Origin of the sequence: Cognatitamlana onchidii (assembly GCF_004804355.1) — a bacterium.
Lineage (GTDB): Bacteria > Bacteroidota > Bacteroidia > Flavobacteriales > Flavobacteriaceae > Cognatitamlana > Cognatitamlana onchidii.
The window spans coordinates 664,137-681,339 of the sequence record NZ_SRWZ01000001.1; the positions used below are offsets into that span (position 1 = coordinate 664,137).

The 17,203-nt window shown below is 36.1% G+C and carries 14 protein-coding genes; 8 read left to right on the forward strand and 6 right to left on the reverse strand.

All coding sequences use genetic code 11. The features are described from left to right. Nucleotides 1-49: 49 nt before the first annotated feature. Complete coding sequence (locus tag E5D58_RS03065) at nucleotides 50-589, reverse strand: ClpP family protease (RefSeq protein ID WP_136480344.1); 540 nt, start codon at nucleotides 587-589, stop codon at nucleotides 50-52. Between the two features lie 98 nt (nucleotides 590-687). Further along, nucleotides 688-1,005: a thioredoxin gene (gene trxA / locus E5D58_RS03070; RefSeq protein ID WP_136480345.1), complete on the reverse strand. Its 318-nt coding sequence runs from the start codon at nucleotides 1,003-1,005 to the stop codon at nucleotides 688-690. A gap of 346 nt (nucleotides 1,006-1,351) precedes the next feature. Here trxA and E5D58_RS03075 point away from each other — a divergent pair, with 346 nt between their 5' ends. Together E5D58_RS03075 and E5D58_RS03080 are read left to right on the forward strand one after the other, a co-directional pair. Further along, complete coding sequence (locus E5D58_RS03075) at nucleotides 1,352-1,783, forward strand: SRPBCC family protein (RefSeq protein ID WP_136480346.1); 432 nt, start codon at nucleotides 1,352-1,354, stop codon at nucleotides 1,781-1,783. After that, nucleotides 1,773-2,099 (forward strand): ArsR/SmtB family transcription factor, encoded by a 327-nt coding sequence (locus E5D58_RS03080; protein WP_136480347.1) that lies wholly within the window; start codon nucleotides 1,773-1,775, stop codon nucleotides 2,097-2,099. The genes E5D58_RS03075 and E5D58_RS03080 overlap by 11 nt, the downstream gene beginning before the upstream one ends. A gap of 77 nt (nucleotides 2,100-2,176) precedes the next feature. Here the strand turns inward: E5D58_RS03080 and E5D58_RS03085 are convergent, their stop codons facing one another. Both E5D58_RS03085 and dnaE read right to left on the reverse strand, forming a co-directional pair. Beyond that, nucleotides 2,177-3,043 (reverse strand): hypothetical protein, encoded by an 867-nt coding sequence (locus E5D58_RS03085; RefSeq protein WP_136480348.1) that lies wholly within the window; start codon nucleotides 3,041-3,043, stop codon nucleotides 2,177-2,179. Nucleotides 3,044-3,179: 136 nt separating this feature from the next. Continuing rightward, a complete protein-coding gene (gene dnaE / locus E5D58_RS03090; protein ID WP_136480349.1) occupies nucleotides 3,180-7,565 on the reverse strand; it encodes a DNA polymerase III subunit alpha in 4,386 nt (1,461 codons plus the stop codon). Nucleotides 7,566-7,841: 276 nt separating this feature from the next. Here dnaE and E5D58_RS03095 point away from each other — a divergent pair, with 276 nt between their 5' ends. From E5D58_RS03095 to rimM, 3 genes are all read left to right on the forward strand, one after another. Further along, complete coding sequence (locus E5D58_RS03095) at nucleotides 7,842-8,900, forward strand: lactonase family protein (RefSeq protein WP_136480350.1); 1,059 nt, start codon at nucleotides 7,842-7,844, stop codon at nucleotides 8,898-8,900. 97 nt (nucleotides 8,901-8,997) lie between these two features. Further along, nucleotides 8,998-9,516, forward strand: a complete 519-nt coding sequence (locus tag E5D58_RS03100; protein WP_136480351.1) for a 30S ribosomal protein S16 — start codon at nucleotides 8,998-9,000, stop codon at nucleotides 9,514-9,516. Between the two features lie 146 nt (nucleotides 9,517-9,662). Beyond that, nucleotides 9,663-10,187, forward strand: coding sequence for a ribosome maturation factor RimM (gene rimM, locus E5D58_RS03105; RefSeq protein ID WP_136480352.1), 525 nt, complete (start codon nucleotides 9,663-9,665; stop codon nucleotides 10,185-10,187). Between the two features lie 36 nt (nucleotides 10,188-10,223). Here the strand turns inward: rimM and E5D58_RS03110 are convergent, their stop codons facing one another. Together E5D58_RS03110 and E5D58_RS03115 are read right to left on the reverse strand one after the other, a co-directional pair. Next, nucleotides 10,224-10,676: a PA2169 family four-helix-bundle protein gene (locus E5D58_RS03110; protein WP_136480353.1), complete on the reverse strand. Its 453-nt coding sequence runs from the start codon at nucleotides 10,674-10,676 to the stop codon at nucleotides 10,224-10,226. A 210-nt stretch (nucleotides 10,677-10,886) separates the two neighbouring features. After that, nucleotides 10,887-11,354 carry a DUF2383 domain-containing protein gene (locus E5D58_RS03115; protein WP_136480354.1) on the reverse strand — a complete coding sequence of 156 codons (468 nt, stop codon included), beginning with the start codon at nucleotides 11,352-11,354 and terminating at the stop codon, nucleotides 10,887-10,889. A 261-nt stretch (nucleotides 11,355-11,615) separates the two neighbouring features. On the opposite strand from E5D58_RS03115, the gene E5D58_RS03120 reads away from it, so the two are divergent. The 3 genes from E5D58_RS03120 to E5D58_RS03130 all read left to right on the forward strand — a co-directional run bounded on the left by E5D58_RS03120 (nucleotide 11,616) and on the right by E5D58_RS03130 (nucleotide 17,144). Next, nucleotides 11,616-12,275, forward strand: coding sequence for a tRNA1(Val) (adenine(37)-N6)-methyltransferase (locus E5D58_RS03120; protein ID WP_235835824.1), 660 nt, complete (start codon nucleotides 11,616-11,618; stop codon nucleotides 12,273-12,275). Between the two features lie 105 nt (nucleotides 12,276-12,380). Continuing rightward, nucleotides 12,381-13,559, forward strand: a complete 1,179-nt coding sequence (locus tag E5D58_RS03125) for an acyl-CoA dehydrogenase family protein (RefSeq protein WP_136480356.1) — start codon at nucleotides 12,381-12,383, stop codon at nucleotides 13,557-13,559. A 132-nt stretch (nucleotides 13,560-13,691) separates the two neighbouring features. Further along, nucleotides 13,692-17,144 (forward strand): hypothetical protein, encoded by a 3,453-nt coding sequence (locus E5D58_RS03130; protein WP_136480357.1) that lies wholly within the window; start codon nucleotides 13,692-13,694, stop codon nucleotides 17,142-17,144. Nucleotides 17,145-17,203 lie beyond the last annotated feature (59 nt).

Sequence of the window (17,203 nt, forward strand, 5' to 3'; positions counted from 1 at the left end):
TTAATAAAAACCCATATGTTCAATATGGGTTTTTATTATAAATATGTATCTAAATCACAGCATCTACAATACCATAGGCAACAGATTCATCAGCACCCATCCAATGATCGCGATTAAAATCCTTCATTACTTTGTCAAAATCCTGCCCACAATTACTCGCTAAAATTTTAGCACTTAATTCTTTGGTTTTAAGAATTTCTTGAGCTGTAATTTCAATATCACTTGCCTGTCCACGCGCCCCGCCACTTGGTTGATGAATCATGACACGCGCATGTTGTTGAATAAAACGTTTGCCTTTTGTCCCTACAGACAACAAAATAGACCCCATAGAAGCAGCAAGTCCTGTACAAATTGTAGACACATCACTGTTAAGTGATTTAATACAATCATAAATAGCAAAACCAGAAGTTACATAACCACCTGGACTATTTATATACAAATGAATATCTTCAGCACCTAAGGCATCCAAATATAATAACCTGTCAATAACATGCTTAGCAGATTTATCATCTACTTGACCCCACAAAAACACTTTACGTTGTTCTATCAACTTACTATCAATGGCGTCTTGTATTTTTAATTTACTCATATTTTTAATGTTTCTTTTTAGTTAACTCTTAGCATCTAAAAATAAAAAAAGGTTTGCCATAATGGCAAACCTTTTCATTTTTCTTTTTCAATATACTTTTATAGCAGCGAGTCTATCGCCTCTGTATAAGCGTTTTTAGGAGCTACTCCTACTTGACGACCTACAACTTCACCGTTTTGAAAAACCAAAACTGTTGGGATATTTCTAACCCCGTATTTAGCAGCAAATTCCTGATTGGCATCAACATCAACTTTCCCTACAACCGCTTTACCATCATATTCACCACTTATTTCTTCAATAATGGGACCAACCATTCTACATGGCCCACACCAAGCAGCCCAAAAATCAACCAAAACCGGTTTATCACTCTTTAATACCGTTTCCTCAAACGTTGCATCTGTTATTTCTAATGCCATAATATTTATATTTAATAAGTTCTTAATTATTTTAATTACACAAAATTAGTCAAAAAAAAGTCCAAAGCTTACAATTCAACAATTTGTTTTCTTTATAGTCTTATTGGTGGGGGTTATTTTCTTTATTTTTTTATGATATCCACATGATAGCGGTCGGCCCAGCTCCTATATCTTTATGTTACATGAAAAGGGGGTTAACTTAATTTATACATTAGGAATACACTCCCAAATGCATACAACCCAACTAGAACAATCCAAATAAGCAACCGAAAAGTTGCCTATTTGGATTGTTTATTTTAATTTAGCAACCGTATAGTTGCATATTAATCAAGAAAAACGAACAATTATGAACGACATTATTAAAAAAGAAGTGATTTTTAATCATGACATTGACAAAATCTGGAATGCCATTTCAAAAGCCGACGAAATATCATCTTGGTTTATCCAAGCAGATTTTAAAGCCGAAAAAGGGTACAAATACACCTTTACGGCCGAACCCAACGAAAAAGGTTGTACTGTAATTAGTGGCGTGGTAAAAAATGCAAAACCCTACTTACTTATTTACACTTGGGTTGTGGCAGATACCAAAATTGAAACTACGGTAAAGTGGTTGTTAGAAAGGACTTCTGAGGGCACAAAACTTACCTTAGAGCATTCAGGCATTTCTAGATACACTGGTGAAACTGCTATTGCCATGTTCGAAAGCTTTAATGGAGGGTGGGACAATTGCATTTCTGGTTTAACCAACTACCTAAAAGAGATTGTAAATGCAGGATAACATTACCAAACTCTTTAAAGCCATAGCAGACCCAACAAGGCGTGATATTTTTCATGCCTTGGTAATCGCCGCTTCTGCACTATCCATTACTCAAATTTCAAATCAGTTTGAAATGACTCGACAAGGCGTTACCAAACACATTAAAACTTTGGAAGAAGCAGGTTTAGTATATATCGAGTCGCAAGGACGTGAGCGATTTTGTAATGCTAATCCTAAAGAACTTCAAGAAGTTAACAAATGGCTGAAGTTCTACGAGAAATTCTGGGATAATACATTAAACTCTTTAGGAACATATCTAAATTCTAAAGACACTTGACTCGTCTAAATTAATGCCTATAAAAAACACCCGTAACAATGAAACGGGTGTTTTATCTTTTCATTTTTAAACCGCTGTTATTTCTTTCTTTTTTTTCCGAGCCTTACTTCTGTCTCCGTTCCATCCATAGCTGTTTTGGTAGCGACATTATCGCAGGTACCATCACCAAAATCAAGGGTAACGGTTCCTGCTGAAACCTCGTAGGTTTTTACCCCAGAAGCAATATATCTACATTCTGCCGGTTTCACTAAAGGGCTTGTAATTGTTACCGTTTTACTTAAGCCTTCGGTATTTGTATAAACAGCAGCACCTGTTATGGTTTTTTCATCGTCATAACAACTATCTGTGTCTCCTCCAGCCGTAATCTCAACTGTTCTATTCCCTTTTTTCGTTCTAATTCCTTCTTCTGTGGCAATAGTCATATCTACGGTTCCATTCATTTCAGGGTTACCATTAGCATTGCTTTCTACAAAAGTATATGTTTTGGTTCCATTAACAACATACCCATTAATACTGAAATCTGTGATAGTCACAACCTTTTCTTTACTTGCATCCCCAATTGTTTTAACTTTTACAATGGTTCCAGAAATAACATTGCCATGCCTATCCTCACAATTTTCATCAAAGGTAATTGTAGTTGTTACTATACCATCGGACACTTCAGAAACAATACTAGCACATTCTTTAAAAAACTTTGACCGTCCTCGATTTTTACCAAGAGAGTCTTTATCCGTAGAGGTTTTTGAAGTACTTGCATCAATTCCAAAAGCACTATCTGAATACATAACGATATCATCTAATACAATCTCTGTTTCTTCTGCCACGAGCTCCGTGGCCAAAGCGTTTTGCTCTAAAAGGTTTGAATCGGCAACCTCAACATCTTGATTTTCACATGCAATGAATCCAAAAACGGATAACAATAATAAACTTTGAATCTTTTTCATAACAACTTTTTATAATTTGATTTATATGAATAGAACAGTTTACTTTGAAAAAGTCCTACCTATCAAACTAAAAAATTATCATAATTAATTTCTAGATGTTAACTAAAGTTCCAAAACCAATAGACTTACCTTCACGTTAATTCAGTTTAAACCTAACATGCCTCGATTCTAGCTCGCCAATTAGCTCTTGACAAACTTTAACTTTTTGCCTTCTACTAGGCATGTTTAGTTTCATCTTCTCTTTGGTATCGTAAACAACAAAACTAAGAGCTTGGTTACCTGGATGCATATTTAAAAGCTCTTTTAATGACAGTATATGTTGTTCATCTAGATTATTAATATCAACCTGAATAGAAAGCTTTTTCGCATATTGCTCCATTACATCGTGTAACAATTGAAAGTTATTAAATTGTAATCTGGGGTCACTTTTCTTACCAGTATCCTTATTCACCCAACCTTCACGAACAAAGGTTTTAACAAACACAAAATTATTTTGAAGTAAAAAATGTCTAAACTTCAAATACTCTTCACCAAAAATTCTAAACTCATAGCTATCTGTATAATCTTCAATGGTAAATAACGCCCATCCTTTTCCTTGCTTACTTACACGGTGTTGCACATCGGTTACGACACCACCAAAAACGAGCTCTCTATTAACATACGGTTCTAAATTATTGAACATACCTACGGAGGCATTACAAAAGGTATTCATTTCCGTTTTAAAATCATCCAGTGGGTGTCCTGAAATATATACCCCTACTACTTCGCGCTCCTTGCTAAGTGTTTTCATAGTCCCCCATTCTTCGCAAGGAGGCACTTCAGGCTCTGCTATTTGCACTTCACTTGATTCTCCAAACAAACTCACCTGCGCTGAGTTTTCATTTTCTTTATGTTTATGCGCGTACTTTATTGCCTTTTCTAAAAATGTTATGCCATCGCCTTCATCGTAAAAATACTGCGCACGATGTGTCCCACCAAAACCATCAAACCCACCAGCTAGAGCCAAATTTTCAAACGCCTTTTTATTAGCAGCTCGCAGATCAATACGCTTTGCCAGATCAAAAATAGATTTATACGGCCCATCTTCTTTTCTGTTTTCAACAATCGTCATCACAGCACCATGACCTACTCCCTTAATAGCACCCATACCAAAGCGAACAGCACCATCTTTATTTACAGAGAATTTATAATAACTTTCATTTACGTCAGGCCCTAAAACATCCAACTTCATACGCTTACATTCTTCCATAAAGAAGGTAACCTGTTTAATATCGTTCATGTTATTAGATAATACGGCAGCCATATATTCTGCTGGATAATGCGCCTTTAAATAGGCAGTCTGATAGGCTATCCACGCGTAACAGGTGGAATGTGATTTATTAAACGCATAACTAGCAAAGGCCTCCCAGTCTTTCCATACTTTCTCAAGGATTTTAGCATCATGACCGTTAGCACTGGCTTGATCAATAAACTTAGGCTTCATTTTATCAAGAACAGCAATTTGTTTTTTTCCCATCGCCTTACGCAATACATCGGCCTCACCTTTAGTAAAATCAGCAAGACTTTGAGAAAGTAACATCACTTGCTCCTGGTATACCGTAATACCATAAGTTTCCTTCAAGTACTCTTCCATAGCCGGCAAATCATACTCAATTTCTTCATCGCCATGCTTTCTTCTAACAAAACTTGGAATATATTCCATTGGCCCCGGACGATACAATGCATTCATTGCAATAAGATCTTCAAACACGGTAGGCTTTAAATCTCTGAGGTGTTTTTGCATCCCAGGAGATTCATATTGGAATACGCCTACGGTTTCACCTCTTTGGAACAAAGCATAAGTCTCTTCATCATCTAAAGGAAAACTCTCTGGGTCGAGCTGAATACCATGCTTCGCTTTTACAATTTTTACTGTATCCTTAATTAGGGTAAGTGTTTTTAAACCTAGGAAGTCCATTTTTAATAACCCCGCATCTTCAACCACCGAGTTATCAAATTGGGTCACATACAAATCGGAGTCCTTAGCTACCGAAACTGGAACGAATTTGGTAATGTCATCTGGCGTAATAATCACGCCACAGGCATGAATCCCTGTATTACGAACAGAACCTTCCAATGTTTTTGCTAGGTTAACCGTTTCTGCTTGTAAGTCGGAACCTTCAGCAATATTTAAAAGCTCGTTAACTTTCTCTAACTCCTCAGCTCTAAATTTACTTGCCAATCCTTTTTCATCTAAACCAAAAATCTTATTCAGTTTAGACATATTAGGAATTAACTTTGCTATTCTATCGGCATCAAATAATGGCAAATCGAGTACACGCGCTGTATCTCGGATGGAGGACTTAGCCGCCATGGTTCCATAGGTAATAATTTGAGCCACCTGATTGGCACCATATTTTTCAATTACATAATCCATTACCCGACTACGACCTTCATCATCGAAATCAATATCAATATCGGGCATGCTAATACGATCTGGATTTAAGAAACGCTCGAAAAGCAGGTCGTACTTTAAAGGATCTATATTGGTAATCCACAAACAATAAGCTGCTACCGAACCTGCCGCCGAACCACGTCCGGGTCCAACGGAAACATCCATATTTCGTGCTTCTCGAATAAAATCTTCAACAATTAAGAAATACCCTGGATAGCCAGTGTTTTCAATAACATTTAGCTCAAAATCTAGCCTTTCTGTTACCTCTTCGGTCAAAGGTTCACCATAACGTTTCTTGGCGCCTTCATACACCAAGTGCCTTAAATAAGCATTCTCTCCACGCTTGCCGCCATCTACTAAATCTTCCTTGTGTTTAAATTCATCAGGAATATCAAAAGCTGGTAATAATACATCACGTGCCAATTGAAAGGCCTCAACCTTATTAACAATCTCTTGCGCGTTTAAAATAGCTTCTGGAATATCCTGAAACAATTTTTTCATTTCTTCCGAAGACTTAAAATAGTATTCTTGATTTGGTAATCCGTAGCGATATCCGCGACCACGACCTATAGGTGTTGCTTGCTTTTCGCCATCTTTTACACATAGTAAGATGTCATGAGCATTGGCATCTTCTTTATCTTGATAATAGGTATTGTTTGTAGCTATTAATTTTATATCATGTTTTTTCGCTAGCTTAATCAATGTAGGATTTACACGGTTTTCATCTTCTTGATTATGGCGCATCAATTCCACATATAAATCATCCCCAAATGTTTCTTTCCACCAAATTAAAGCTTCTTCAGCTTGATTTTCGCCTACGTTCAAAACCTTGCTTGGCACTTCGCCATACAAGTTACCAGTAAGTACAATAATATCTTCTTTATATTGCCTGATTAACTTTTTGTCAATTCTAGGCACATAGTAAAACCCATCTACAAAGGCATACGATGATAACTTTGCCAGATTGTGATAGCCATTTTTATTCTTTGCGATTAGTACCACCTGATACCCATTATCTTTCCTAGATTTATCGGTATGGTTTTCGCACACAAAAAACTCACAGCCCACAATCGGTTTAATGAGCTTGGCATCGGTAGTTTCTCCTTTTTCTTCAGCTTCGTCAATCTTCGCTTTTATACCACTATTCACTTTGTTAACTGCATTTACAAAATGAAAAGCCCCCATCATATTCGCGTGGTCTGTTAAGGCTACCGCTGGCATATTATATTTTGCTGCAGCAGAAACAATATCTGCAACCCCCATAGTGGACTGCAATACCGAAAACTGAGAGTGGTTATGCAGATGTACAAAATCTACATTGGCTAAATCTGAAACGTTTTGTTTAATGGATTCGGAAGAAATACCAGCTTCTGCCTTTTGTAATCGTGCTTGAATTTTTGCACTTTCCTTTTTGAGATTAATATGCTTTAATCCTATAAGCTGAAAAGGCTCAGGGTTTTCTTGAGTGAATGTCTCCAAATAATCAGGCGCTGCATCTAGCTGTTTGACTGTGTACTGCTTGAGTCTCACTAATTCAAGAAAACAACGGGTGGTAGCTTCTACATCGGCAGTAGCATTATGGGCCTCAGCAAAAGGTTCGTTAAACAAATGTTCATGTAGTTCCGTTAGTGTGGGTAGTTTAAAACGTCCACCGCGTCCTCCAGGAATCTTACACAAATTTGCTGTATGCTCGGTACAGGTATCTAAAACAGGAAGCTCTTGCAATGGGTTTTCCACCGCTTCGCGCACAAACTCAGCTCCCATAATATTCAAATCGAACTTTACATTTTGCCCAACCACAAACTTAGTCCGTTGTAAAATAGCATTAAACTTTTCTAACACCTCGGCTAATGGCACACCTTGTTCTTGTGCTAATTCCGTAGAAATACCATGAATTTTTTCTGCATCATACGGAATATTAAAACCTTCAGGCTGCACTAAATAATCCTGACTATCAACACAATTCCCCATAGTATCGTGCAACTGCCATGCAATTTGTATGCACCTTGGCCAATTATCGGTATCGGTTATAGGAGCATCCCAACGTTTTGGCAATCCAGTAGTTTCGGTATCAAAGATTAAGTACATAAAAAAGTTTATTTATTGATTCGTCTAGTCGTAGATTCGAAAAGAACGAGCATATAAAAATAGGTAGAATTTCTACTTTTTTAAAGGGAAGTTTTTAAGAGTTGTGAACAAAAAAACTAATCTCATTATTTTTACTTGGGCAACTGTACAATGCCATCAATACTGATAAAGAGTCTGTAAATTTTTGAAAGTACCATTTCGTTTTCAAAGCCCTGAAAAATGGTATATTTAAAAATATTTATTATAATTTAGTTTCTTTTTAACTTAATACACGCTATGAAATTATTTCTCTACTTCCTTACCTTATTGTTCTGTTTTAATACTTACGCCCAAACATCGCCACTTTACATAGGCACATACACCAGAGAGCACAGTAAAGGCATTTACAAACTCAATTTTAATACCGAAACAGGAGCTTTAAGCGATTTAAAGCTGGCCATTCCCATTGACAACCCTTCTTTTCTAGTCTATTCACCAGACAGAAAACATTTGTACTCTACTAATGGGAGCGAAAGTGGTTATGTTTCATCATATAAAATAAAGGAGGACGGTAGTTTACAGCTACTAACTCGTGTTAGCAGTATGGGCAAAGGGCCTTGCCATATTTCAATTCGAGAAGACGGCAAAACAGTTGCTGTATCAAACTATGCAGGCGGCACCATTGCGCTATACCCAGTTAATAAGGATGGTAGTTTAGCAGAAGCCTCTCAAGTGTTTAATCATAATATCAAGGAAAGAGAAGCTCATGCGCATTCTGCCTTATTTTTTGATGATGAATTATTTGTGGCTGATTTAGGAAGAAATGCGCTGTACCAATACATATTAAAAGATGACGCATACACTTTAAAAGATGACGCCATTATTAAAACGAAGGGAAACCCAGGCCCAAGACATTTTAAACTAACCAAAGACGGAAAGTTTATTTACCTTATTAACGAATATGGCGCTTCCATTACGAGCATTAAAAGAACAAAAAAAGGATTCAAACAAATTGACGAAGATAGCACTTTAGAACCTGGATTTACAGAATTCAACAAATGCGCAGACATTCATATATCTAAAGATGAGCGTTTTGTATACGGTTCTAACCGTGGCGAGAATACTATTGCTGTTTTTGAGCGTAATAGTAAAAACGGAAAACTTAATAAAGTACAAAGTATGCCTGTTCACGGGGATTGGCCTCGTAATTTTACAATAGACCCCACAGGAAAATTTCTTTTAGTAGCCAATATGAAAACTGAAAATATAGCTGTATTTAGTATTGACAAAAATACTGGTACACTTGCTTACTTGCACGATTTTAAGGTTCCTGAACCCGTATGTTTATTGTTTTAAAATTTGACAGTAAATAAAACGCTGATTTCTAAAAAAATATGGTATATTTGCGCCCTCATTAATAACCGAGGTCGAGAACCTCAAATAATTAATTATTATGCCAGTAAAAATTAGATTACAAAGACACGGTAAAAAAGGAAAACCTTTTTATTGGATCGTAGCTGCAGATGCTCGCTCTAAAAGAGATGGTAAATACTTAGAAAAGTTAGGTATTTACAATCCAAACACAAACCCTGCAACTGTTGACTTAGATGTTGATGGCGCGGTAAAGTGGTTACAGAACGGAGCACAACCAACAGATACTGCTAAGAACCTATTGTCTTACAAAGGAGCCTTATTAAAAAATCACCTAGCAGGTGGTGTTAGAAAAGGGGCTTTAACTGAAGAGCAAGCTGAAGAAAAATTCAACGCTTGGTTAGAAGAGAAGACTGCGAAGATTCAAGCTAAAACTGATGGTTTATCAGAGGCCGATGCAAAAGCTAAAGCTGAAGCCTTAGCTGCTGAAAAAGCAGTTAACGAAGCTAGAATTGCCGCTGCTGCACCAGTAGTTGAGGAAGAAGCTACAGAAGAGGAAGCTCCTACTGCTGAAGCTGAAGCTGCAAACGAAGAAGAATAAAAAAATATTTTTTATACTTTTAGACTCCGATAGAAATATCGGAGTTTTTTATGCAAAATTGTTTTCTGCCTTATACTGATTATGTTTCAGTATAGATAAACTCATACATACTAAAACCGCTTAAAGTAATAAATCCATAATTTGTCATGAAAAAAGAAGACTGCTTTTACCTTGGGAGGATTGTTAAAAAGTATAGCTTTAAAGGTGAAGTATTAGCTAAATTAGATACCGACGAACCAGAGATTTATGAGCATCTTGACGCTGTTTTTCTAGAGCTTAGAAACAACTTAGTTCCCTTTTTTGTTGAAAACAGTCAACTACACAAATCTCAATTATTGCGCATCAAATTTGAAGATGTAGATGGCGAATCTGATGCAGATGCTATTATGAAAAGTGGCCTATATTTACCTCTAGATTTATTGCCAAAACTAGAAGGCAACACATTCTACTTTCATGAAGTTGTAGGTTTTAAAATTTTAGACGAAAATTTTGGAGAGGTTGGTACTATAAAAGGCATTAATGACTCTACCGCGCAAGCCCTATTTGAAATTGATAGAGAAGGAACAGAAATATTGATTCCTATGAATGATGAATTTATAATTAACGTTAATAGAAAGTCTAAAACTATAACCGTTAGGGTTCCTGATGGTTTAATTGATTTATACCTTTAAAGAAGCATACCGCATCGTCTTTTTGACTGCTAAAACCTAAACCACGACAAGATGCTCCTCGCGCTTTAAGGCATCCATTGCATCCTGAATATTATCTCGCTGCCTTATTAAAAGCTTACATGAAGAGAGTGGTAAATGCATTTCTTGTAAAATATCGTTGTATTTTTTTACACTCAACTCTTTTAGGTCATATAATTCATAGAACAAATCTTTATTATCTTCAAGAAGTAAAAGATTTCTAAAATTCATCCAAAATTTATAAAACTCACTTTTAGCTGCCTTGGCATATTTAGGTTTACCTCCAAGCTCAATAATCTCAAACTTTAAATCTTTATTAAACTCATTCCGCTGCTCAGCACGCTCCTTAATAAGTGTTTTGAGTTCATAATCATTTAGCTTATTAAAAAGTTCTAAGTACATCTTTTCAACTTCAGCATTCATGATTAACAAATCGTTCATTTTACTGGTAATATGTTCTATCCTTTTCATGGCTCATCCTAATTTTTTTTCTTTTTCAAGCATTCATTTTCTAATGAATTCTAGTAAAATTAAAGTTGATTAGAACGGCATACCAATTTTTAACAATGTTTAATAAATTTTAGCCTATTTTAACGGATTTCATGGACTAATTCTCTTAATATTTTAACATAGTAAAGCACGCATATACATGCGGTGCACGCGATTAGAAAAACAAAAATTCTAATTTGCAGTACGTAACTGATTGAAATTGTACTTTTTGGACTTCACAGACCTTAAGCTTTTTTCAAGAATAGATTTCTGCTTGTTGAGCAGTTCAGACAGCTGACTTGGGAAGTCGACCGCACTCATAACATCTTCATACTTTTGGATACTCCATGTTTTAATTCTAACCAACTCATCTACCAAAGCCTTATTATCATTAACACAAATAATATACTTTAAATTAGACCAAATTAAGTTAGACTTATGTTTAATATGTTCTGGATATTTGGGCTTTCCACCTTGCTGAATAATTTCTGCTCCAATAAATCTGCAAAATTCACTTCGTTCAAATGCCATAGCCCTACAAAAATGCTTTAAGTAGTCATTTTCAACTTCATTTAAGGCATCTAAATAAATCTTTTCTACATAATAGTTAATCGCTAAAAGTTCGTTTAGTTGAGCAATAATCAGTTTTGATTTTTCCATAATGTCTTGGGGTTTTAGGTGAAATTTCTTTGTTTAATCCATTTAGTTGGTTTACAGTGAGAACGTTAAGTTAATAAATTAATCGCAATTATTTGCACTTTAACGATGTTATTTTTTTTAAAAAACTTAGATTCCATTAAAAACGCGACCATCTATTTTAAGGTATAAACTCTTAATTGATTAGTTTTGCTTTTAAAAAAGTCTATGCCCTCAAAACCTTTTACATTCAAAAACTTTAAAGTAGAACAAGATAGGTGCGCTATGAAAGTTGGAACAGACGGTGTGCTTTTGGGAGCTTGGACACCCATTAACAGACATCCTATTTCTATTTTAGATATTGGCGCTGGAACAGGATTGTTATCGCTTATAATGGCACAACGTTCTTTTGCAGAAGTAATCGACGCGATAGAGATAGATGATGATGCCTACGAGCAGTGTGTTGACAACTTTGAACAGTCACTTTGGGGAGACCGATTATTTTGTTATCACGCTTCCCTAGAAGAATTCACTGAAGAAATTGAAGATACGTACGATTTAATTATTTGTAATCCACCTTTTTATTCTGAAAACTACAAAACTGAAAACGACCAACGAGACTTAGCCAGATTTCAAGATGCAATGCCTTTTAACCACTTACTAGAGAGTGTTTCTACTCTGCTAGCCCCTAACGGAACTTTCTCGGTTGTTATTCCGTATATTGAAGAGAACAGGTTTATTGAAATGGCTGCATCATTAAAGCTCTTCCCCAATAACATACTTCATGTGCAAGGCAACCCTAATAGCCCGATAAAAAGAAGTTTAATTATATTTTCGTTCGTTGAAACCTCCATTGAAAAAGACCTATTGATTATTGAAACAGACCGACATAAATACACCTCCAACTACATTAAGTTAACAAAAGATTTTTATTTAAAAATGTAACCTATTCAATAAAGATTAATTAAATTTGAGAGACAAAAATGATAATTTGATAACAAAAATTATCATTTACCAATTATTTTACTTCAATCTCTTAATTTAATTTTTATGAGACCCGATCTTTTTAAGGCACCAGATTATTATAATTTAGACGAATTACTTACTGATGAACATAAACTAGTTCGTGATGCTGCACGAGAATGGGTTAAGCGTGACGTTTCCCCCATTATAGAAAGCTATGCTCAAAAGGCTGAGTTTCCAACCCAAATTATAAACGGCCTGGCAGAAATTGGAGCTTTTGGCCCCTATATTCCTATTGCATATGGAGGTGCTGGTCTAGATCAAATTTCGTATGGTTTAATTATGCAAGAAATTGAACGAGGAGATTCTGGCATTAGAAGTACCGCATCGGTACAATCGTCGCTGGTCATGTATCCCATCTGGAAATATGGCAACGAAGCACAAAAGCAAAAATACTTACCCAAATTAGCTAGTGGCGAGTGGATAGGTTGTTTTGGCCTAACCGAACCAGATCATGGCAGTAACCCTGGTGGCATGACTACCAATTATAAAGACATGGGCGATCACTACCTTTTAAACGGTGCTAAAATGTGGATCAGTAATGCACCCTTTGCCAAAATTGCAGTTGTTTGGGCAAAAAACGAAAAAGGACGCATACATGGCCTTATTGTTGAGCGAGGGATGGACGGGTTTTCTACCCCAGAAACTCATAACAAATGGTCTTTAAGAGCTTCTGCAACGGGAGAACTCATTTTTAACAATGTTAAAGTCCCCAAAGAAAACCTATTACCTAATAAATCTGGCTTAGGCGCTCCCTTAGGCTGTTTAGACTCCGCCAGATATGGTATTGCTTGGGGCGCCATTGGAGCAGCCATGGATTGTTACGATACCGCACTGCGATACAGTAAAGAGCGCAAGCAGTTCGGAAAACCAATTGGACAATTTCAACTTCAGCAAAAAAAATTGGCAGAAATGATTACGGAAATTACAAAAGCACAACTTCTAACATGGCGACTGGGAGTTCTAAGAAATGAAGGCAAAGCAACCTCTGCTCAAATATCTATGGCTAAGCGTAATAATGTTGATATGGCTATTACCATAGCCCGAGAGGCCCGCCAAATTTTAGGAGGCATGGGAATTACAGGAGAGTACAGCATTATGAGGCACTCTATGAATCTTGAAAGTGTTATTACTTATGAAGGCACACACGATATTCATCTTCTTATTACAGGACTGGATATTACGGGACTCAACGCCTTTAAATAATTAATTACACTACGAAAACGTTTTCTTTTAAAATTATTATTAAGACTGACTTTTGACAGGTTTTTTACGCTAATGGGACTATAACTTTGCATGTGAACTTGAATACTTTAGGTATTCTAACTATTTAATATCATGCAAGAATCAAGAAAAGACATTGTACAATTTATTAATTTACAATTAGCTGCAATAGGACAGCCAGTTTTTAAAGACAAAGAAGGTAGTACCGAAAAATTTTGTGATCCAGAATTTGAAAAAACTACCAAGGCCTTAATTATGAGTCTAAGAGAGAAATCGAGACTTTTAGCTGATCACTTATCGCCTGCAGATTCGAGAATTCAAAGTTTTATTGATAGATACCTTAAGGACATTTCAGATGTTCCTCCTTTCAAGCTTCCTAATAACACCTTAATACTTTCTAAAAAAGGGCAGGCTCGTGAGGCCAGTTTACCGCCAGATGGCACCTCTTTTACAAGCGATTTAGTAAACTCTAAGCGTCTAAAACAAGGTATTTTAAATAATCCACTTCATGATAAAAGAACCACAAAAGGAACTTTTCATATAGTAGAAGGACCACTACCGGTACCTCTAGATAAAAAAGAAATTCCTAAAATAGTTCTTGCGCATTTTTTGCACGCGGCCTTTAATCCATCAGATGATTTAAAGGTATTGCCATTCACCTCTAATCAAGAGGAAAAAGCAAAAACCATGGTATCCATGCTATTACGGCCAGTGGTATGCCCAGAAGTAAAAGGTGTTATTTCAGAAAAGAGATTAGAGGTTCGGTTTTTTGCCCCTGGAAACTTAGTAAGTAACCTTGACTTTGTAGAGTCTATTTTTGGAAATGCAGGAGATCCCAATCTAGCGCATAACGATGCAGCTCTAGATCCAGAGCATTGGACAGGACATACTGGCTGTATTATACTTGCTCCACAGCTCCTAAAACTTAAGAAAAAAGATGTTGGACTTCCTCATTATGACGATGCTACCGAACGTCAAAGAAAAGATGGCATGTGCTGGAAAGATGAAAACGAACTTTATAATGACGGTGGGGCCTTTAAAATTACGTGTAGAGATGATAGCGGTGTAGTTATTACCTTAATCGCAGATAATTATTATGGCTATTCTAAAAAGGAAATAAAAACTCAAATTAGTTATTCTGCCAACCTATATGGATTAGCGGAAGAAGAACATGCTGGAGGTGCCATAGCCTATGCAAGACGTATTATGGGCGATACAGTTGATGGCTCGGACTACTCTCAGGTATACGGTCTTGATCACACTTTTGAGGAAGTTAAAACCATCCTAGCAGATAGAATTGAGGTTAAACCCGAGAATTATGCCGTAGATAAAAAATACCCGAACGTTATTTACATCCCAGAATCGTCATACTTTAACATTAACACGAATAACATTACTTGGATGCATAATGGGCAAGAGCAAAAGCTCACATTATCGCCTTTTAAAACGTATGTTCATCCAACGGGTAATAAACTTAGATTAGAGAAACATCCCTCTATAAACTTATGGCGCATTGTTGAAACCTTCCCCGAAGGCGTATTTTGTCATAAACCTTGTACGGTATCTGGTGGAGGTAAATCTGAGATATCTAAATCTATGCAAAATGCGATTACCTACAGCAACTTTAACATTCATAATATTGAAGAGGATTTCAAAAAAGCTGACGAGATTATTGAATTCGACTATTCTACACGTTGGAAAATAAAGGATCCTAATAGACCAAAGTCTAGATCGTTTCTAAGTGAAAAAAGGACTTTAGGCTCTGTGGTTAAATTATTAACCCCTTCTGAAGAAAACTCAGATGAGTTTAATGCATGGTTAGAGGATATTCCTGTTCATATACGTTCTTTAGTGCTTTTTGTAAAGCGTTTATTTAGGCAAGCACATGGTGGTAATCTTAACTGGAAGGACATGATGTCTGTTGAAATTATTAACGGTGTTAAGGGTACATCATTACGATATAACAACACACCAGTTGTTGGCAGTTACGTACGTATTGGTTTTAACCAGAAAGGTAATTGGATGCTTAATAAATTGCGTTCGGATTTTTCAGCAAGTGAAAAAATTCAAACGGAAGATGATATTTCAGCATCTATTACACTTCCTAAGACCTCACTAAAAGATTTAAATCCAGAATACACTAATCCAAGTGTAAAAGTTTTAACTAATTGTGAAGCTCATCTATTCCAAAGACCAGACGAGGCCATTGTAAGGGGTTATGATAAAGGTGCAGAATTAGATATTATTTCTGATGGCAGGTTCTTGACTAATTATGAAATGTTGACTAAAAAAGATGCTATTGCCATCTATGAAGACACGATTAATTTCGACAAATACACCCAACCCGTTAAAGATTTTATTCTTGAAATTGTAAACAGTGATCGTGAAGATGAGCAATTTGTATTGCCGTCTCACCCTAGAATTATTGAAGATGGTCTACCAACAAAAAACCCTCGTTATTTAGAACCAAATAGGTTCTATAATGAAAACCAAGCTTCTTACATTTCAGATATTGGTGTACGTTTACGCAGAAAAATAAAACCTGAAGACCCTGTTATACACGTTGTAAATGCCGTTTTACCGGGTAGAAGAAATAACCCAGTTGACAAAGCTGCTGGCATTAGGCCGCTTGCAGTCTATAACCCTATTCACTACCAAGAAACTCCAGAGTTATTTATGGACTTTGTATGTAGTTTAACAGGAAAATCACCCTCAACTACAGGAGCAGGATCTGAAGGCGCCTTAACCAAAGCACCGTTTAATATGTTAACTCCAACCACAGATTTAAACAATGCTTTACTATCGCATATTTTAACTGAATCTAACGGTTTCAGTACTGCGGCTGGTTATGTGGGTGCTGAGAATAAAATAGACCATGATGTTAGTTTGTTAATCCCTGAAATTTGGGCTAGAATGACACCAGACGACAAAGATCCTAAAAACCTTATTGCAAACGGTTCTTTAGAAAAGATTGAGGATTTTGAATACGAGGGTAAGAAAATACTAGCGAGTCGCTTGGGCTATAGAATTACGAAAAAATTCAACTTATTTTGCTTAAACCGTATATTCGATGAACCCACTGCTGTATTTAGTGAGCGCATGTTAAAACCAGAACTTCAAGGTATTGAAGATTATGTTGACGGCATAAACAATATTGTTGAAGCTCAACAAAAAGTAGCTCTTAACTATTTTAAAGATGGTAGTGTAGAAAGCGCAATCCCTCCATTAAAAATCTTGTTACACATTATGGCCTATGGAGAATATGAAGGTAAAGATATTAGCGATCCTGAATTAAGAAAATATTTTAACAGGGACTATGTATTGAGCAGCACTTGGTATAAAGAACGTTTAGCTTTAAAACAAGAAAAAGACAAGGTGTATTACAGTTCTCAAATTGAATATTTAGAATCATTTATTAGTAACCCTAGTAATCGCATTTTAATCGAAGATTTAAAAATAAATGAACGTCTTGAGTCCGTTAAAAAGTTGTTTAGTGAGGCAAACTCAGAAGATTACTTAGATAAACTGGTAGGTACTATTGGTGCAGATCCATTATTTAGGAAATAGTAATAACGTTTAACACAAAAAAGCCCCTTTCTTAAGGGGTTTTTTTATGTCCCCAGCCA